The sequence below is a fragment of the Stygiolobus caldivivus genome, from assembly GCF_019704315.1.
Taxonomy (GTDB): Archaea; Thermoproteota; Thermoprotei_A; order Sulfolobales; family Sulfolobaceae; genus Stygiolobus; species Stygiolobus caldivivus.
Window position 1 is genome coordinate 634066 of sequence record NZ_AP024597.1, and the last position, 17714, is coordinate 651779.

Below are 17714 nucleotides of genomic sequence, written 5' to 3' on the forward strand. Positions count from 1 at the left end.
AAGTTTTCACTTTAATTTTTTTCGATAAGCTTTGCCCTAAACCAGACCGTCATCACACTTACACGCGGTGAAAATGACATATTTAGAATTTTAAAGACGTCACTGATGATCCCTAAATTTTAACTATTAGAGAGTAATTATCCTGAATCTACAGTTTATAGCACACGGACACCTAAAATAGGGATTGATGGGTTCCGTAAACGTGGTAAGCAATAGGAGATGGGTAAGCCTATTGAAGAGAGAGTAAGAGGGGGATCCGATAAATAAGTATGTTGAGGAAAGCGTTAAGGACTTAAAGGAGGTGAATAAAAAACTCTGAGTTAACCAGAGAGGGCAGAAAAGGTCGATATTAGACCCATCTGCAAAAGCTTTATCCTTTTTTGATAATTTTACGAATAAAATGCACAAATAATAAAAAACAACGCTAGCAAGAGGTTGGGAACACGGGATCTGGCATTTGTACGAATAGCATGGAAAAGGACAGTCAGCAGAGAATAAGGAAGTTGTATCAAAACAGTTAAGTAATTCAAGCAGTCTTATTGAAAATTCTCATGACGTAATATGTCTAAAGTATCTTGTGGTTAACGCTATTGAACCGGCAGTAGATGAAAAACTACCTTTTTACCATTCAGTATTCCTTGAGAGAAAAGCCTAAGCTTTTATCCACATATCTGAAATTTTTAATAGAGTTAACGACAAGCTTAGGAAATACATACTAAGTTTGGATCCGAATTAGAATAAGTACTGTAGAAATAGGAATACACTGTGCTTAAAATTAAATGTGAGCAAATTTACGATAAATCAGGAAATTTCCTCAAGAGTTTCTCTACCTCTTCTAAGATTAAGAAAATATCATTTTTTGCGGACTCGTCGCTTGAGTATGGACTTAGTATTCCTTCCTTATCTGGTCCGTTATACTGGTATTGGTGGATTAATAGCGCAACGTTCGTATAAAGGTTTATTTCACCGCCTATTACCTGCGATACGAGCTTAATTGACGTGCTCGGCATTACGGCAATTACCCAATCAACTTTATCTACCTTCTTTCCCCCTTTTATCTTCACTGTCCCGGTAAACGTGGACTTTAATTTATCCTTATAATCTACAGCGTATGCGGCAACTAATGCCTTCCATGCTTGATAAGCCTTTCCCACAGCGTTCCTAATTAATCCGTCGTCAAGGAAACGTTTCGCTAACTCAGCCTCATACTTAGCCTCTAAAAGTCTGGTCTTCTTATATCTTTCCTTATCAAACCAAGGCTTTGGTAGCTCCTGCATAGTTGGTATTTTGCCTCGGAACTTATAGTCTTTTTGGGAGTATTCTCATGCAGTCGATAATATGACAATACTATACCTAAATCTGATATTATCGTAATATCACCAAATAAGCCTCTTTGAATGGTGTTCTTTACTTAATGTAAAGCATAGCGCTGATGATATTTAAAACGGTATTATTTAGCGTTCTCTAAGTCCCTGCCTCCTTATTAAATTAACGAAACTAATTATTGCGAAAAGAAAGCGTTTCTAGTCATACTAAAATTCCCGCTACTACTTATCGAATAAGGTGACTGAACGAGAACACACCGTCTTTTTTATAAATAGAGAATAATTACGTGTTCAACATGAAGTGATGATTGGACTAATAGCGTCTATTGGCTGAATTAATTCCCTTTGTATTTAAATTTTCACGGTTAGAAGCTAACCTTCCATAAGTGCCTGGGCACTTTATAAAAAGATTTAAAGTATGTAAGAGCGCGCGATGTGTAATTAGTGTGAATAACTAAATAAAGTGAAAAGTTATAAAACATGTTTACCTAACTAATGATATTAATTAATGAAATCTCTAACCTAGTATTCTTTCAAACCATCTCTTCTTAGCAGTTTTTAACGCTAGTTTTCTGCTCATCATCATATAGTATCTCGACCTCATATAATACCTCCATTTACCGATATGGTAAAGTCGCGATTTATACCCCATCTTGAAAACCTACCAACAACCGAATATAAAACTTTGTTATAAAATAGAAGTAAGGGGTCAAATGGTTAGGGGTAAAACGATCCTCGTAATAGGGTTCGTTATAATGTGCTTTAACTCTCTATACCAGTATGCATGGAATGCCCTACTCCCTCTCTTTAAGTCGGGCTTTGGCGTGTCTCTCGTCGAGGTCGAGCTGGCGTTTTCTCTCTTTACTGTCTTTTCGACCACTTTTCAGATAGTCGGAGGGAGTATTGCGGACTACAGGGGCCCAAGGCTAATCGGGGTCATCTCGTCATTGCTCTCTGGAATAGGTTTTTTAGGGACTTCCTTCAGTAGCTCGATCTATGAGTTTTATACCTTCTGGTCTTTGGGCAGTATAGGAGAAGGTATACTTTACGGTATAGCTGCTAACTTGGCTGTGAAGTGGTTCCCTAGTAAGAGGGGCTTCGCCACCGGGTTTGTTTCCCTGGGCTTCGGTCTGGGTTCTGCTATAGCAAACCCGTTTATAGCGTCTTCTTCGTCCTTTAGGGCCCCTACTTTAGTTATAGGGCTGGTCGAAATAGTTATCCTACCGCTTCTCCTTTATGCCATAGATTACCCTAAAAAAGTGAAAGGGGATAGGCCTACTACAGTTATAAGGACCGTTACTTGGTGGTTGATTTACGTATCCTTTTCTACCTCTGCCGTCCCATTAACAGTCCTGTCTTCGTCTCTTTCTGTCTTATCTCCTAAAGACCTCTTAGTCCTCCTCGTAACTGTCTTCCCGTTACTCAGCGGGGCCAGTAGACCGATTATAGGTTATTTGTCTGACAGCTTCGGGAGGGTAGGCACTACTTCGGCGGTTCTTTTCGCGATGATTATAGGTAGTACTTTTTTCCTATTGGGTCTTATAGTCCCTTCAGTTGTAATAATAGGGTTTTTCGGTGGTTCTATGATTACCTTGTTTTTTGCGTTATCTGGAGATATATTCGGTGAAAAGTACTCAACTGCTAATAACGCAATCCTATATACTGGTAAAGCATTAGCGGGTGTTCTAGGTAGTACTGTCTTTAGCCTTCTCTTCTTGTATAATCCCCTTTATGCTAAAGTATTCGTGTTGGCAAACGCTGTAGGGGGGTTCATCTTGATCGTTTCTGTATTGTTGTTAAGTAAAAGGGGTAAGTCTAGTGTTGGGGTTCATTGAAGGTTGAAGCTACTTTTAGTGCAATATCTTCTTGTTCACTTATTATTTTGAAATATAAGGACAAGCCTCGGATTACGTTTTCTATTCCCGACTTCAAACTCTTTGCGTCGCTCTTTAGTGAGAGGCACCCGTTTTCGTTTTCCTCAAATTGGAAGTCCTTAATTATGTCGTTGACTAAGTCTAGCCCCGGGAAGGGGGTTAGGCACAGTTCTTCTGTAGTAGATAAGGTATCGTCCTTTAGTTCTAATGTAAGTACGTATTTTACATTACCTGGTTTTTCTAGCACTTCTGCCAACCTTTCCAGTTTTACTTCTTCTAGCTCTTTTAGTTTATTTGATGGAAAGTCTTTGCTCACAAGGATAACGTAATTACCTATTTGTTTATATAAGTACTGACCTTCTATTCCGGTAATGTTATACCAGCCGTCCTCATTAATATCTCCAAGGATATATCTTGATATAGAATTTCTGAACTCAAGTAAGTTTGTATAAATTTCGATCCTTGCCATGTGTGTAGTTGTGTTTTCATCAGTGTAAAATCTTGTGTTTTAACTTGTGCTCTGTGTTTTCTCAATATCCTTATTTTCAACATAGAATTTCAAGTTCATTATCTTATATGTCTTAATAATATTTATCGTAGTATGCTGATCAGTGTTTAATTACTTGTTTTATATAATACACATTTTTAGTAACTAATTACCATTACTTTTTAAAGAGTTTATCTTTACAGAATTTAATTAAGGCTTTCCCTACGTGTATTTGAAAAGTTAAGTTTAATAGCACAGCGATAACGCGTGAAGAATGGAGAAATGACCCAAGAGAATAAATCCTTATTCCTAAGGGAGAGCTCCGGGCTAGTAAGAGAGGTGAGCCCATGGGCTTCTATGTCAGCCACGTTTGGACTTGTGACGGGAGGTGTACCTATTCTAATCCTTTCGTGGTTATTTACAGCTCCCGGAGCTAATTGGATACTTTCTTTTTTACTCATGTTACCTGCAACCCTAGGTATGGCTTTCCTATTTTATGTTGCAGGGGTGTCCATGCCCAGGGCGGGAGGCGACTATGTGTTTAACAGTAGGGCAGTTCACCCTGCTGTAGGTTTCGTGAACTACTGGGGTCTATTCATAGGGTTTGCCCTATCCCTTGGTTACTATAGTTATCTAGCTGCCCAGTGGTTTGCCTATTTATTTTCAGGGATAGGCCTCGCATATAATAACTCTTACTTCTTGTCTATAGGGAACTTTTTAGGTACGACAGAAGCAGAAGTCCTGTTGGGTACAGTAGTCGTTATAATGTCCACCCTATTGGGGGTCTTTACCCGTTTTCAGTGGAAATTCGTGCTTTACGGGGGTCTGATATCCTTAATAACTTCAGTTGTAATGTTCGGTGCTTTAGCGACTATACACCCTGCTAACTTTGCTACAGCCCTAGCCCAGAATACCGGAGTCCCAAATGCATATAACGAAGTGATAAATGACGCAACGTCAAACGGGTTATCTTTCTATCCTGCTGCGTATGCTACCGTCTTAGCTGGCCCGGTGGTCTGGTACTACTATACTTGGTATAATTTACCTGCATCTTGGAGCGGTGAGATGAAAAAACCAAAGCTTAACATACTATATGCCACTATAGTTTCTATATTACTTATAGCAATTTACTACATTGTATTTACGTATTTAAACTTAAACGCTTTTGGTTATAAATTCCTTACTGCGTGGAGCTACATATCTAATAATGGGGTTAATGATACTGTCTACAATGACCTGCAGAGCATAGGTACTTTCACACCTTATTTCGCGTTTATTGTTACTCACAGTTTACCCCTCTTCATTATAATGTTTATTGCACTATGGTTACCCAATTTTTACAGCAATCCACCTTTAGTAGTAGCCTTAGTGAGGTACTTGTTTGCTTGGTCATTTGACCGTCTTATGCCGTCTTGGTTAGCTGATGTTAACGATAGAGTAAAAGCACCGGTGAAGGCTACGATATTAGTGGGTATACTAGGCGAATTGGGCGTATTACTTTATGCGTTTAATACCCCTATAGCTATTGTTGACACTACAGTAGTCTTTGAGATAGGTTACGCGGTGTTTGCACTGTCTATAGCGTTAATGCCTTTTGTAAGAAAGAACTTGTTCAAAAACGCCGTTATGTACAGGCAAAGTATAGGCAAAATGCCTATAGTTAGTGTAATAGGTTTCTCCATATTTGCCTTCTTAGTTTATATTCTAAGTATAACATGGGGTAATCCAATATTGTTACCGGTAAACTTCCCGACCTTATTATCTCTAGCTATAATATATGCCTCTGGGGCTATGATATATTTCGCATCGTATATATATAATAAGAGTAGAGGGATAGACTTAAGTATCCTATTTGAAGAAATACCTCCAGAGTGATTTTATAAGTAATATTTCCTTTTTTCCAATTTATTCATTTAATAACTTATTATTTTAAAAATCCATTTAACTTATTATTCTGTTATTTTTCTTAATAATTCTCTTTCATAGACTACTCCCGATAATTTACCCTCCTTATCGACCACTGCGATCACTGAAGTCTCCGTTTCCCTGAACTTTCTTAATACGTCAATGACCCTTGTATTTTCGTCTACTATCTCAACGTCCTCAAGACCTACGTCGCATACTTTAAGTTCCTCGTAGTCATTAGGGTCAATTTCCAGTAAGGTAGTCATGGTAATCATTGAGGTCGGTCTACTTTGGTCATTAATTACTACGAAAGCCCTAACCTTCTTCTCGTTCATAAGGTCTACCACTCTCCTTAAATTGTCCTCACATGTTACAAACACTTTTTCTTCTATTACGTTCTTTATAGGCATAGTCAAGTTTACCTTTTTCTTTTCTCCCCTTGGCTTACCATACCTCAGCCTAAACATTAAAGGAAAGAAGAGTGCCGTATAAGTAATAGCCAACGTGGAGAAAGAGTATTGGAAAGGAGTAATTATTGAAGACGCTAAAGCTGTAATGAGGAGCGAAACGTCCACCCCTCCTTTGACTGAAGTCCCTAAGCCATTAAGTATTTCATCTATGTCCTGAGTTTTAGCAACTAGGAACCCAGATGCGAATTTGCTTAGTACAGTGGCTGAAAAAAGTATAGCTGACAAAAGTAGTAGGTCAATACTTATCTTTACAAAATATAACCCTATACTGACAAAAAATAAAGGTTCGAAGAACCCATACGTGAATGCATGAAGCCTTTCCTTTAAATGCGGTCTGTCTGAGAAATAGTCTCTGAGTAAAAAGCCGAGAAATAGGGCCGCTATCGCCGAGTTAAAGCCATAAATTTCAGCCAAGAAGCCTACAATTAAAATTATGGAGATTGTGGTTGCGAATTCTATTTCTCTGACCTTAAAGTATCCTTCAATTGCCTCCAGTATTTTAGCTATGTATTTCCCTGATACTGTGATCAAAATCACCAATAGTAAAGTCCCTATAAACTGAATAACGGAAAAGTGAGTTATTATCGAAAAAGTAAAAATTGAGATAATTTCGTTAAGTACGGACTGGTTGAAAATTTTTATACCTAGCCTTTCCTTTGCGATCCCTATATCTGAGAGCAGTCTCGTCAAAGGCCCTACACTGGTCATTGCGAGCGGGATTATTATGACTAGGTTAAATTCACCTACGTAATACAAGGTTAACCCTACAGCCACTATCGGTATTATTAACTCTAAGATAGATGCTAGTAAGTCTTTCTTATCGACACTGAATTTTTCTCCTATTTCCTCAACGCCAGCTAAGAAGAGTAGAAATACTATCCCCAGTGAGGCAATAAAGGAAATTATGTCGTTCAGTTTTATAACGCCTAAGACACCCGGGCCTAGTATAATTCCTATGAGTATCGGTCCGACAAATTTAACGAGACTTAACCTTCCGAATAATTCTTCCATTAGTTTCGCTCCTAGCAGCATTATTCCTAAGAACAGTAGACTAATAAGGGCGGCATTCATAGCAAAGAACTTTTTATGCTCTACGATTTAAAAGTGTGTCGATGTACGTATTTAAAGGTATTTCGGGCTACTTAACTATCCTTGCATTAATGATATTAGAAGGGATAGGTTTTCCAGTCCCCAGTGAGGTGATAATGCCCCTAGTAGGTTACTTTTCTAAACTTGGATACTTAGACCTGCTAGGAGGTGTTTTAGTAGGTACTTTAGGTAGCCTTACGGGGTCAATAGTTGACTACTATCTTGCCTTAAAGTTAGGCCCTACTTTTGTGAGAAAATTCGGTAAGTACGTGATGTTAGATACTGAAAAAGAGGCAAAGCTCGTGAACTGGTTTAACAGACACGGTATACTGGCTGTTTTTGGGTTCAGGTTTGTCCCAAAATTTAGGGCGTTAATATCTTTTCCTGCAGGGTTAGCGAGAATGAATTTTGTAATCTTCATTGTCTTTACTTTTCTTGGACATTTTATATGGGATATTTCATTAGCTTACGCTGGCTTTTCACTCTACAATAACATAAATTATATTATCATGCTAGCGGAGAAGTTCTCAGAAGTATTATTAATTGTAACACTGGTATTAATCGCTATTTACGTCATATACAAATACAAATTTACTTCCCGCTCTTAATTTGCCAGTAAGCTTGGTCAAACGCCCTATTTACTAAGTTAATCAAGTCGTTTAGTTCGTTCACGTTTGTAAGGCGTATAATTACGGTAAATACGTTAGTCCCTCCGTTCTTGTTCGAGAAAATTATTTGCGGCATCTGGGTATTATCTTTGATATAGTCCTTTAGTATATCTTTAGCCCTTTCCATAACCTTTACACCTTCTACGTCAGCGTTTAGGGAGACTTGTAATGGGTATACTAGTCCTCCTTCACTTCTTTCTAGTTTCTGAAAAACAGTATTGCCGAGAAAGGCGGAGTTGGGTATTTTTACTAAGTTCCCGTAAATTGTCAGTACTTCAGTAAAAAGTATCGATACTTTTCTAACTTCCCCTATAATAGGGTTACCCCAGATCCATGAAATTAATGACACTGCGTCACCTGGGCTTAGAGTCCTGCTTGATGTCACAAGTACTCCGGACAAGATATTCTGTGCAACTGTTTGGACCGCGAGGCCTATTATGATACCACCAACAGCACCCCCTACTACCACTCCGGTAAGGTTTATGTGCAAGGCTGTCAGTATAGCTAGGACTAAGACAGTATACAGTACAACATCTAAGGAGAACTTTATTATGTTAGCTACTCCCCGTTCTAGTTTGGTTAGGACCGTCATCGAGAGTATCTTTTGTATTATGTTTATAATGAGGTATCCTCCAACTGCTATTAAGACTATATCTATCCCGGTTATTATTTCCGATTCGAAGGTAGAGATATCCGTGCTAATGGGAGTTGGGAGTATTGTTATCAGGACTTTTAGGATCACCTTTAAGAGGAAGTATATTATAGCTACCACGACTAGTATTATTAAGATCTTAATTAGCTGATTCCTCCATTGCATATTTGTGATAACGTGCTATTAGTAAAAAGATTAACGTGACTTTATCCTTCTATATAATCTATAAAAAAATACTATAAGTGCTATCTGACCGAAATCGAGTATTAATTCTGGTGGTGCTGAGCCGTACTTTACATAGAAAAATAGGGGTAGGACATAAATTTCTGGCTTCCATATTGTATAGATTAAGTAAAAATTAAGGTAATTTAAAATAGCGAAAGAGAGAGCGGAAGAATCTATTATTGAATTTACCAGCATGCTCTCAGACCCCCAGAACAGCACTGTCACGATAATAAAGACAATAAGTAATATAAACCCCGAAAAAGAAAGACCTACCGGTATTTCTAAGTCGTAGTTTGGGAAGTGCGTAGGTTCGTCAATAGGTGCTAGCGGCCCTAAAGCTAACGCGACTATTATGAACAATATTGTAAGTGCTATAACGTAGGAATAGTAATTTATGAGTTTGCTAAAACTCATTCAATACCCTCTTCTTTGAGTTTTAATAAAACTTTTCCTACCTCGTCGACCAAGTCTTTTAACGAAGAATAAGCTTCTCTAACTTGTTCTTCTCGAGGGCCGTAAATCGCAAACTCTCCGCTAGATATACAGTATTGTGGTAAAAGCAAGCCATAGTTACCGCAAAACCTCGTAAAATTAATTTGTGGCTTGTCTTTGAGTTTTAATAGCTTAACTTGAGTATCTATATGTATTATAGCTTTTTTATTATTATATTCAAGGACTTCGTTACTACTCCTTCCTAGGACGAAGTATAAGGCTTTGAGTAAATTTAGGTCTTCGTTATTAAAGGGCAACTCTAAACTTAGTCCTTTAAATTTGAGGGTATTACCTTCAATTGAAAACTTTGTTTCAAAACACCACAGACTAGAGTATGTTTTCCTTATGGTATTATTTTTTAAGTAAATTATTTCGTTTTTCTTGTTCTTGACTCCTACTTCTCTACTAGTTGTGGTGCATATTTCTACCTTCAACTTCTTCTTTCAACCTCTCTCTAAATTTTTCAGGAGGTAATTTATCTTCAATCCCTTCTATAGCTAAACCAATCCCTATTTTTTCCTCCTCCTCGGTCACTATACTATGCAATTCTTTCAGGAGGTCTAAGTCTATAGGGAAAATGTAATTAAACATGTAAGGGGATGTAAATTTTTCTATACGTAGTGCCATATCGTCTTTTATCGGTCTTGATAAAGAGTCATTATCTAGGTGGACTACCTTTGCTATTTTTGCTTTCATTGAGGAGTAACCCAGCTTTATTGAGTTAACGGCTAAGAACGATTCATTATAGCTCCCCCTTAAGCTGTAAGTTAAAACCCTTGAATTGCTATATACTTCTTTCTTCATGCTCATGTTTACTCCAGCTATAGCAATACTTTTACCGTAGCCCGTCTCTCTATCTACGCTAAACCCGGTCTTGGTTAAGTATGCCTTATACTCCTTGAAAGAATGTGAGTATTCCTCCATAAATTTAGTCCCCTTTAGCTTTTCATACAAAAAGTTAGGGTAATTTGTCCACATTCTTCCTTCAACTTCTCCCGTGACTATCCCTACGTCTTTATTATTTTCATGGAACTCAGTGTGCTCTAGCACCCAGTTTTTAGCTGGCATGGCGTCATCATCAGTAGTTAAAAGGATTTTACCTCGGGCGTTGCTCAGAATTAGGTTAAGTGCTTCTTCAAAAAGTCCCGTATCTTGTTCTATGAACCGTATCGAAAGTTGCTTTTCATATTTTTCGAATTCGCGTGTCAAGTTGCCCCTATAAGTTATCAAGACGTCGAAGTCGTCCTCTGACTGCTCTATTAGTGCCCTTAAAGTCTTATGTAGGGACTTTCTTAATAGGCTTGGGATCCCTACTGTGGCTTTGCCCATATCTTTTAAAGTAGGTCTTAATAGTATTTATATGTGAATACTAAACTGCTCGCTGTTCTTTTAATAATTTCCGTCTTAGCTAATGTTTACTTAGCTTACCTTCTCTCTCATGTTATACAGACTCAATATTTAGGTTTCGCTAAGAATTCTTCAACTGTATCCCAAACTAGTCCTACTTCGGTTAAATCCGAGACGCTATCTTTCACAAGGTCTTTTATTTTAGTCCTAAAGCATGATTCAAGAGTGAGTTTTAATTTAGTTACTGACAGTAACGTGACGTATGTTTTAGTCATAATAACACTAATACATGAGGGCCATCATAAAGAGGAACTACTAATTTTGACAAACCATAATACGTCAGTCATAAAAGAATTTGATAAGGGAGTTTATAAAGTAAGTGAAGAGTTCAGTATAGTATATTCTGGTTATCTAAATGAAAGCCAAATTTATGTAAACATACAAGTAAATCCTAATGATTGATGACAAGTATTGTAATATTATGACCCAGCTGAGCGTATGTTTTCTATATCATTATAGGTATTAACCCTAGGTACTAATCCTAATATAGTTAATCTCTTATTTTCTTATTATACGGCTGTTTAACCTAAAAACTTTTCATTGTAACACATATATTTATTTTCCTAATATTAAAGGTAATAGGAATATAGCGAACATTAAATTAAAGAATACTATAATCGTAATAATTGTGTATAATTTATTTCTCTCTGAAGCGAACTGAATAATTCCGAGGAATACTCTAACTACTGGTGTCGCTATTAGGATCATCAGGCCTAGGTATACATAGTCTAGGGGTCTAAGATCGGGCAACCCTGATACTATTTCTGAGGGTATAAAAATAGAACTATTTACTATAGAGTTTGGTGAAGCTATTTGTTCAATACTGAAACCATTGGAACCCTGAAAGGTAAATAGCAATATTACTCCAATAATTATAAGTACTGCACTTATTATGACTCCTATCCTTAAAGCATAACCTATAATATCATTAAAATCCAAACCCTAATCCCCTCAATACCATTTGGATCCCTAAGAATATCAGAATTGCTGTGAAGATATATCTTATAGTCTTATTGGTAATTCTCACCAGTATTTTAGTCCCTATATAAGCTCCTATGAGTACACCTACCGCAGTTCCAGCTGCTAAAAACGGTTGTATATACCCAAATAGCCAATAGATAGAACTACCTGTAGCTGCGGTAACTCCTATCATGAAATTACTAGTCGTGGTACTGACCTTCATAGGTAAGTTCATAGCCCAGTCCATACCCAATACTTTTAACGCTCCCGAGCCGATGCCTAATAGTCCCGATATAAACCCAGCGAAGAACATGATTATTTCACCTAGCCACCACCTTATACCTATATATTCAACTTGCTTGTGCAAGGCAGCGTCGTAATACTTTCCATATAGACCAAACACTTTAGTAGTCCAGTCTGGTTTAACGGGTTTTGGCAATTCAAATTTAGACTTAATTAATTGTACATAGACCTGGGAAAGTAGTACAATCCCAAAAATAATGTATATTATAAATTGTAAGTGGTGCGAATATATGTATGCGACTGTAAGGGAACCGGCTATTGAACCAGAAGTAGTTGCTATTTCTAACCCCATGCCTATTCTAATATTTGTTATCCTGTCCTTGATATAGGCACTCGCAGCTCCGCTCGAAGTCGCTATGGTGGATATTAAACTGGCACCTGAGGCATATACAATTGGAATACCCATGTATAAGGTATATATTGGAACTAGAAATGTAGCACCGCCTAGACCCGTAAGGGAACCTAAGATGCCAGAAAGTGCACTAACAAGTATTATTGCAATAAAAAACTCTAGTGGTTGTAACATAAGGTTATATTAAGTTCCATTAGTTTTAAAATTGTCACTCTCTTATCGACGTAACTAGCGGTAAAATATTTATTAAAATGGAGAATTTATATTACTAAATAATTTGATATATATTAGAAAAAGAATTTTAAAATTAAAGTATCAATAGTATGATTTCGTTTTATAAAACTTACAGTTATTGTTAGTTGCGTTAAACTTTTTTATACTTGGACATAGTCTGGACCAAAATAAATCCTCTAAGACCGCTTGGTTTATCATATGAGAGATATTTATCCTATTAAAGTTTTAGTAAAGACGGTGTTATTATAAAACATTCTAATGAGTGTTTCTCAGTTAAACTACGTATTTAGCTAAGATCTAATAGCATGATAAGTTCTATGCCTTATCCGATCTATAAAAATAATTTATTTCGGAAATCTTATATAACTTTTAGGTATCTTTTTTAGTTCCGGGCCGTCTTTAATGTTTTTACCTGGTAATAAAAAACTTTAATTTATGAATAAAAAGGAATGTTCTGGCAATGATATTAGAAGTCTTCCTTGCTCTACTATTCGTAGCATCGGTACTTGCAGGGTTACTAGGTAGTCTAACAGGCTTAGGAGGAGGAGTAGTATTAACACCGATATTAGTCCTATTTCTAGGAGTACCCGTCCCTTATGCAGTGGGAACTAGTTTGATTTCAACTATATCCACGTCAGCTTCATCTGGGTCTAGATATCTTAGTGCAGGTATAGCTAATATGAGGATTGCGATATCCCTAGAGATTGCTACTACTTCAGGCGCTGTAACAGGTTCTTTTCTTGAATTTTTAATAGAAAAATATAAATTATTTACAGTATTAGATATAATATTCGGTATTGTTCTGATATTCTCTACTATTCCTAATTTTATTAGAATGGCAAGTGAAGTTCCGGTGTTCAAGGATCCGGATGGACTTTCTAAATTTATGAGGTTACAAGGGGAGTACTACGATGAAGCCTTAAAGCAGAAGGTTAAATATCACGGTGTAAGATACCCTATAGGTCTCCTTATAATGTTTACGGCTGGTCTAGTATCAGGGCTTTTAGGTATTGGTTCGGGAGCATTAAAAGTACTAGCCATGGATCTAGGGATGAACTTGCCCTTTAAGGTAAGTACAGCTACCAGCAGCTTTATGATAGGTGTAACTGCAGCAACCAGTTCCGGAGTATATTGGGCTTTGGGTCTCATAGACCCGATAATTGTAGCTGCTACAGTCCCTGGAGTTTTCCTAGGCTCGTCGTTAGGTGCAAAGTACTTAAATAAGTTTTTAAGCAGGAGATTAAGGCAAATATTCACTTTAGTCCTAATAGCTCTCGGAATCCAATTGATTTTAAGGGGGCTTGGTATATTTGGATGAGAAGAAAGTTATAAGCACCACGCTCAGGGTCGGTGTAATAATTTCCACTATTTTAATAGTTGGTGGTATGTTGATCTTTGTTGGCCTCCATTCTAGTTCTAAGGACATATATTCTTACAATACGAGTGTTAGTGTAAGCCTTTTATACTACAAGGACCCGTTGACCATATCCCTATATGGTTTAATTGTCCTTATTCTAATCCCCGTCCTTATAGTAGCGGAGCAAGTAGCTATTTACGCTTATGAAAGGGATAAGGTCTATCTTATACTTAGCCTTATCGTGCTTTCTATCATGTTATTTGCGATCTTAGTCATGCCGAGGATATTACACTAGACATTTTTGTATCTTCATGCCGTGTTAAATTTAATTTCCGTTTAGGCTATTATAGCATGTGAGATTACTACTATTGCTATCGCTCTTATTATTTCTAGTATTTGCTTCTTCACTTACACTAAATTCTAGTTCATCTGTTGTAGAGACTATTTATTATAACGGTACTGTCGTGATTAGAACTTATAACCAATCAGAGGTCTATCTCCCGTTACAGAATATAAGTAAATTACAGAGTTCATCTACCTTGCTTTTTCGGAATGGTTATGTAGTATTGAAAAACCCTTCTTCAGTTATTATATACGAGAGTAAAATTGATGGTGTCATAAAAGTTCTCCAACCGTATAATTCCACTATATGTATAATCTTACCTTATGAGTCTCGACTTCTATACCTATATCCTGCTCCACAAGCCTCGACTATAACCCAAAACGGGCTCTTGAACCTCACTTTTTATGGGTCGAATTTGACAGTAGTGTTTTCCCCTCCTCCCTACACCGCTCACCCTACTTCTACGGCTAATAACAGTAATAATCTGTTAATTATCCTGATTATTCTTTTAGTTATTAGCACAATTTCAACTGGGACTCTCGTTTATCTCTTCATCAGCAACCTTAGGAAAAAGGTACCTGAAGAGAGGATAGAAGAGACAGAAGTAGTTATCGATACCAATAAGTTGGACGATAGGGATAAAGTAGTCTTGGAAGCGATAAGGCAAGGTGCAGACACCTTGGCTAAAATTAGCAGGATGACCGGCCTACCAAGGACAACAGCATATAGAAGGGTCAAAAAACTGGTCAGCTTGGGTTACGTCGAGGAAATACGTGAAAGGAATAAAATAAGATACATAGCAAATAAAAATGTAGGGGAGAATGATAGTAACATATGAAAGTAATTCAACTTGTTAACCGAAAGCCAGTTACCGCAAGTTCAGACATAACTATAAAGCGGGCAGCTGAGTTAATGAAAAAGGAGGGTATAGGTTCTATTGTAATTTCCGACAAGGAGTATAACCCTTTGGGTATCGTAACTGAAAGGGATATAATCTATGCTATAGCGGATAATGTCCCTTTGGACTCACCTATTGACCAGATTATGAGCCAGAACCCCGTCACTATTGATAGTGAAGCCGACATCAGCGAGGCAGTGGCATTAATGAGTTCACGCGGCATAAGGCACTTAGTAGTAGTTAATAAAGATGGGAAAGTAGTCGGTGTCATATCGATTAAAGATGTGGTAAAGGCAGTAGGTAGTATAGCACTAGACCTTGCCTTTTGGTAATTAGAACTATTTTTAATTAGAAATAAACTTTAACTAGAAAAGTTTTTATATTCTAGTTTCAATATTCTACTAACCATGGCAAACCTGAAAGGAACTAAAACAGCTGAAAACCTAAAGAACGGCTTTATAGGGGAGTCAATGGCAAACAGGAGGTACCTATACTTCGCAAAGAGGGCTGATGAAGAAGGCTATCCTGAAATAGCACAACTACTTAGGAGTATAGCAGAAGGAGAGACAGCCCATGCTTTTGGTCATTTAGACTTCATAAGACAAGGCGGACTGACAGATCCGGCTACCGATAAGCCTATAGGGACATTAGAAGAGATGTTAGAGTCAGCAGTCGCAGGAGAAACATATGAGTTTACTCAGATGTATCCAGGCTTTGCAAAGGTAGCAAGGGAAGAAGGGTTTAATGAAGTAGCTGAATGGTTTGAGACACTAGCTAGAGCAGAGAAAAGCCATGCTGAAAAGTTCCAGAACGTTTTGAAGACTCTTAAGGGAGGACAATGAGGATAGTTCTAAATCCAGAAGATAAATCTTTTTTTGATACTTCTCTAATTACTTCCGAGTTCGTTAGGCAGGCTTCGATCTGTCACGGTTGCAGGCTTTGCTTTAATTATTGTAACGCTTTCCCAAAGCTCTTCAACCTTACCGACAGTAAAGGTCCCAAGAACCTAACCTATGAGGACGCAGTAGATGTAGCGTCAGAGTGCTTCCACTGTAAGATGTGTTACACAAATTGTCCTTATACTCCACCCCACGAGTTTGAAATGGACTTCGCAGACCTGATGGAGTGGGTCTGGTTAAGCTATAAGGGTAAAAGGCCCTTGACCCTGAAAGAGTTCTTAAATGAAATGCTGGATTACACTAAAATCGGGAGGGATTTAATAGTCAAGGCATACCCCCACACTAGGAGGCTAATGGGTATAAGCGATGACGCACCCATGCCAGAGTTGAAGAGAGAAGCGTTTACGTCAATAGCTAAGCCTGTAAAAGTTGAGAAGCCGTTAAAGAAGGTCGCTCTGTTTCATACATGTTTGGTAGAGAATTTTAATCCTGAAATTGGGGAAGCACTACTAGAGGTATACGGGAAATTAGGTATAGAAGTAAAAGTAGTTAAAGAGTTTAAGTGTTGCGGTGCACCTATGCTAGATGTAGGTGATGTAAAGAGGCTAAAAGAGAACGCTGAGCACAATTACGCATTGATGCAAAAATTAGTTAATGAAGGTTATGATATAGTATCCCCCATACCGACGTGTACTTTAATGTTATACAAAGAATATCCCTTAATATTAGGTAAAGAAGAGATAAAAGTGTATGACTCATTGGAGTACTTGTTGAAGCTCGAACGTGAGGGTAAAATAAAGATCAAGGGAAAGTTCCCAAGGTCTATATTTTACCACCCCCCTTGTCACTTAAAATACCTTAAAGTCGGATATAGTGGTGTTAATATTGTAAGGAGAATGGGAGCTAAAGTGGACATCTCCGATAAAGGGTGCTCAGGGATAGATGGAGGTTGGGGTTTAAGGAACTATGAGAAGGCCAAGAAGGTTGGCTATAAGATGATGGCCGCGTTTAGAGAGAGTAGCGCTGACGTATTTATGACTGAGTGTCCTTTAGCTGGTCTTCAGATAACTAAGGCAAGCGGTAAAAGGCCTTTACACCCCTTGGAAGTAATTAAAGAGGGGATGAAAAACGAGTAAGATTACAGTTTCGGATATTATGCCTTGGAAAGACTATGAGAAAGTTAGGATAAATAAGGTTAGAGAGATTGTAAAGATTAAGAGCAAGAGGAGGATAGAACTAGGAGATAGGTTAACCTTACTTTTTGAGAATAGAGACACAGTCCTCCAGCAGATCCAAGAAATGGTTTACCTAGACAGGCTAGAGAGGAAAGAGGATATAGAAAGAGAAATAAAAATCTATAGTGACCTTTTACCTTGTAATGGTAAATTAAAAGCTACTTTGTATATAAACGCTTATGACCAAGCCGACTTAATGAGGGTATTTAAGGAGCTCAAGGGTATTTACAACTCAGTCTTCTTAAAAGTGGGTGATAAGTTAATACAAGGCGTACCCGAAGCAGGGAGAGAACAAGGAGATACGTTTAGTACAGTCCAGTACCTGACCTTCGACTTAGAGGGCGTGACGAGTAATAATATAGAAGTTCACGTAATTCATGAGAACTATAGGGTTTCGAAAAAGTTAGATGCTGAGTTTGCACAAGAGCTTATCAGGGAAGCATATGAAGAATGTTAAATTTTATCTATTTTTTAGGGCTTATCGTGGCGTTATGAGTAAAAATTGGCTACTTTTTCAGTGGAGTATTTAAATAATTTTT

The 17714-nt window shown here is 37.6% G+C and carries 21 protein-coding genes; 11 read left to right on the forward strand and 10 right to left on the reverse strand.

Features of this window, described 5'->3' with window-relative positions; all coding sequences use genetic code 11:
- Window positions 1-791: 791 nt before the first annotated feature.
- Both KN1_RS03220 and KN1_RS14910 read right to left on the reverse strand, forming a co-directional pair.
- Window positions 792-1277, reverse strand: coding sequence for a PaREP1 family protein (locus KN1_RS03220; RefSeq protein ID WP_221289386.1), 486 nt, complete (start codon window positions 1275-1277; stop codon window positions 792-794).
- A gap of 565 nt (window positions 1278-1842) precedes the next feature.
- Entirely contained in the window at window positions 1843-1977 is a 135-nt protein-coding gene (locus KN1_RS14910; protein WP_258712553.1) for a hypothetical protein, read from the reverse strand.
- A gap of 61 nt (window positions 1978-2038) precedes the next feature.
- Between KN1_RS14910 and KN1_RS03225 the strand changes: the two genes are divergently transcribed.
- Window positions 2039-3160, forward strand: a complete 1122-nt coding sequence (locus KN1_RS03225; protein WP_221289387.1) for an MFS transporter — start codon at window positions 2039-2041, stop codon at window positions 3158-3160.
- Here KN1_RS03225 and KN1_RS03230 read toward each other — a convergent pair.
- Window positions 3141-3668 (reverse strand): hypothetical protein, encoded by a 528-nt coding sequence (locus KN1_RS03230; protein ID WP_221289388.1) that lies wholly within the window; start codon window positions 3666-3668, stop codon window positions 3141-3143. The genes KN1_RS03225 and KN1_RS03230 overlap by 20 nt on opposite strands.
- A gap of 300 nt (window positions 3669-3968) precedes the next feature.
- Here KN1_RS03230 and KN1_RS03235 point away from each other — a divergent pair, with 300 nt between their 5' ends.
- Entirely contained in the window at window positions 3969-5561 is a 1593-nt protein-coding gene (locus KN1_RS03235) for an APC family permease (RefSeq protein ID WP_221290512.1), read from the forward strand.
- A gap of 74 nt (window positions 5562-5635) precedes the next feature.
- On the opposite strand, the gene KN1_RS03240 is transcribed toward KN1_RS03235, so the two are convergent.
- Window positions 5636-7132 (reverse strand): cation:proton antiporter domain-containing protein, encoded by a 1497-nt coding sequence (locus tag KN1_RS03240; RefSeq protein ID WP_221289389.1) that lies wholly within the window; start codon window positions 7130-7132, stop codon window positions 5636-5638.
- A gap of 41 nt (window positions 7133-7173) precedes the next feature.
- On the opposite strand from KN1_RS03240, the gene KN1_RS03245 reads away from it, so the two are divergent.
- Complete coding sequence (locus KN1_RS03245; protein WP_221289390.1) at window positions 7174-7758, forward strand: DedA family protein; 585 nt, start codon at window positions 7174-7176, stop codon at window positions 7756-7758.
- Here KN1_RS03245 and KN1_RS03250 read toward each other — a convergent pair.
- Genes KN1_RS03250 through KN1_RS03265 form a run of 4 tightly spaced genes read right to left on the reverse strand, consistent with a single transcriptional unit; the run spans window position 7742 to window position 10516 of the window.
- Entirely contained in the window at window positions 7742-8635 is an 894-nt protein-coding gene (locus KN1_RS03250; RefSeq protein WP_221289391.1) for a mechanosensitive ion channel domain-containing protein, read from the reverse strand. The two genes, KN1_RS03245 and KN1_RS03250, sit on opposite strands and share 17 nt — an antisense overlap.
- Window positions 8636-8665: 30 nt before the next feature.
- Window positions 8666-9109 carry a hypothetical protein gene (locus KN1_RS03255; RefSeq protein ID WP_221289392.1) on the reverse strand — a complete coding sequence of 148 codons (444 nt, stop codon included), beginning with the start codon at window positions 9107-9109 and terminating at the stop codon, window positions 8666-8668.
- Complete coding sequence (locus tag KN1_RS03260) at window positions 9106-9621, reverse strand: hypothetical protein (RefSeq protein ID WP_221289393.1); 516 nt, start codon at window positions 9619-9621, stop codon at window positions 9106-9108. Before KN1_RS03260 ends, KN1_RS03255 begins: the two co-directional genes overlap by 4 nt.
- Complete coding sequence (locus KN1_RS03265; RefSeq protein ID WP_221289394.1) at window positions 9593-10516, reverse strand: glycosyltransferase family A protein; 924 nt, start codon at window positions 10514-10516, stop codon at window positions 9593-9595. Before KN1_RS03265 ends, KN1_RS03260 begins: the two co-directional genes overlap by 29 nt.
- 33 nt (window positions 10517-10549) lie before the next feature.
- Between KN1_RS03265 and KN1_RS03270 the strand changes: the two genes are divergently transcribed.
- The gene (locus KN1_RS03270) at window positions 10550-10996 is read left to right on the forward strand and encodes a hypothetical protein (RefSeq protein ID WP_221289395.1); all 447 of its coding nucleotides are present in this window, start codon (window positions 10550-10552) and stop codon (window positions 10994-10996) included.
- Window positions 10997-11149: 153 nt separating this feature from the next.
- On the opposite strand, the gene KN1_RS03275 is transcribed toward KN1_RS03270, so the two are convergent.
- Window positions 11150-11533, reverse strand: coding sequence for a DUF1634 domain-containing protein (locus tag KN1_RS03275; RefSeq protein ID WP_221289396.1), 384 nt, complete (start codon window positions 11531-11533; stop codon window positions 11150-11152).
- Entirely contained in the window at window positions 11523-12383 is an 861-nt protein-coding gene (locus tag KN1_RS03280; protein WP_221289397.1) for a sulfite exporter TauE/SafE family protein, read from the reverse strand. The genes KN1_RS03275 and KN1_RS03280 overlap by 11 nt, the downstream gene beginning before the upstream one ends.
- 520 nt (window positions 12384-12903) lie before the next feature.
- Here KN1_RS03280 and KN1_RS03285 point away from each other — a divergent pair.
- The 7 genes from KN1_RS03285 (at window position 12904) to KN1_RS03315 (ending at window position 17632) form a co-directional block, all read left to right on the forward strand.
- Window positions 12904-13761 carry a sulfite exporter TauE/SafE family protein gene (locus KN1_RS03285; protein WP_221289398.1) on the forward strand — a complete coding sequence of 286 codons (858 nt, stop codon included), beginning with the start codon at window positions 12904-12906 and terminating at the stop codon, window positions 13759-13761.
- Complete coding sequence (locus tag KN1_RS03290; protein WP_221289399.1) at window positions 13754-14095, forward strand: DUF1634 domain-containing protein; 342 nt, start codon at window positions 13754-13756, stop codon at window positions 14093-14095. The genes KN1_RS03285 and KN1_RS03290 overlap by 8 nt, the downstream gene beginning before the upstream one ends.
- A 58-nt stretch (window positions 14096-14153) precedes the next feature.
- A complete protein-coding gene (locus KN1_RS03295; protein ID WP_221289400.1) occupies window positions 14154-14981 on the forward strand; it encodes a helix-turn-helix transcriptional regulator in 828 nt (275 codons plus the stop codon).
- Window positions 14978-15373 carry a CBS domain-containing protein gene (locus KN1_RS03300; RefSeq protein ID WP_221289401.1) on the forward strand — a complete coding sequence of 132 codons (396 nt, stop codon included), beginning with the start codon at window positions 14978-14980 and terminating at the stop codon, window positions 15371-15373. Before KN1_RS03295 ends, KN1_RS03300 begins: the two co-directional genes overlap by 4 nt.
- Window positions 15374-15448: 75 nt before the next feature.
- On the forward strand, window positions 15449-15883 hold the full coding sequence (locus KN1_RS03305) for a rubrerythrin family protein (protein WP_221289402.1): 435 nt from the start codon (window positions 15449-15451) through the stop codon (window positions 15881-15883).
- Window positions 15880-17076, forward strand: coding sequence for a heterodisulfide reductase-related iron-sulfur binding cluster (locus KN1_RS03310; RefSeq protein ID WP_221289403.1), 1197 nt, complete (start codon window positions 15880-15882; stop codon window positions 17074-17076). The genes KN1_RS03305 and KN1_RS03310 overlap by 4 nt, the downstream gene beginning before the upstream one ends.
- Window positions 17077-17095: 19 nt before the next feature.
- Window positions 17096-17632, forward strand: coding sequence for a DUF3501 family protein (locus KN1_RS03315; protein ID WP_221289404.1), 537 nt, complete (start codon window positions 17096-17098; stop codon window positions 17630-17632).
- Window positions 17633-17714: the final 82 nt, after the last annotated feature.

Coding starts and splice junctions, on each gene's coding strand:
- KN1_RS03305 (WP_221289402.1), top strand. CDS start 15,449: ATGGCAAACCTGAAAGGAACTAAAACAGCTGAAAACCTAAAGAACGGC.
- KN1_RS03230 (WP_221289388.1), bottom strand. CDS start 3,668: ATGGCAAGGATCGAAATTTATACAAACTTACTTGAGTTCAGAAATTCT.
- KN1_RS03300 (WP_221289401.1), top strand. CDS start 14,978: ATGAAAGTAATTCAACTTGTTAACCGAAAGCCAGTTACCGCAAGTTCA.
- KN1_RS03280 (WP_221289397.1), bottom strand. CDS start 12,383: ATGTTACAACCACTAGAGTTTTTTATTGCAATAATACTTGTTAGTGCA.
- KN1_RS03285 (WP_221289398.1), top strand. CDS start 12,904: ATGATATTAGAAGTCTTCCTTGCTCTACTATTCGTAGCATCGGTACTT.
- KN1_RS03235 (WP_221290512.1), top strand. CDS start 3,969: ATGACCCAAGAGAATAAATCCTTATTCCTAAGGGAGAGCTCCGGGCTA.
- KN1_RS03240 (WP_221289389.1), bottom strand. CDS start 7,132: ATGAATGCCGCCCTTATTAGTCTACTGTTCTTAGGAATAATGCTGCTA.
- KN1_RS03250 (WP_221289391.1), bottom strand. CDS start 8,635: ATGCAATGGAGGAATCAGCTAATTAAGATCTTAATAATACTAGTCGTG.
- KN1_RS03255 (WP_221289392.1), bottom strand. CDS start 9,109: ATGAGTTTTAGCAAACTCATAAATTACTATTCCTACGTTATAGCACTT.
- KN1_RS03245 (WP_221289390.1), top strand. CDS start 7,174: ATGTACGTATTTAAAGGTATTTCGGGCTACTTAACTATCCTTGCATTA.
- KN1_RS14910 (WP_258712553.1), bottom strand. CDS start 1,977: ATGGGGTATAAATCGCGACTTTACCATATCGGTAAATGGAGGTATTAT.
- KN1_RS03225 (WP_221289387.1), top strand. CDS start 2,039: ATGGTTAGGGGTAAAACGATCCTCGTAATAGGGTTCGTTATAATGTGC.
- KN1_RS03310 (WP_221289403.1), top strand. CDS start 15,880: ATGAGGATAGTTCTAAATCCAGAAGATAAATCTTTTTTTGATACTTCT.
- KN1_RS03220 (WP_221289386.1), bottom strand. CDS start 1,277: ATGCAGGAGCTACCAAAGCCTTGGTTTGATAAGGAAAGATATAAGAAG.
- KN1_RS03265 (WP_221289394.1), bottom strand. CDS start 10,516: ATGGGCAAAGCCACAGTAGGGATCCCAAGCCTATTAAGAAAGTCCCTA.
- KN1_RS03315 (WP_221289404.1), top strand. CDS start 17,096: ATGCCTTGGAAAGACTATGAGAAAGTTAGGATAAATAAGGTTAGAGAG.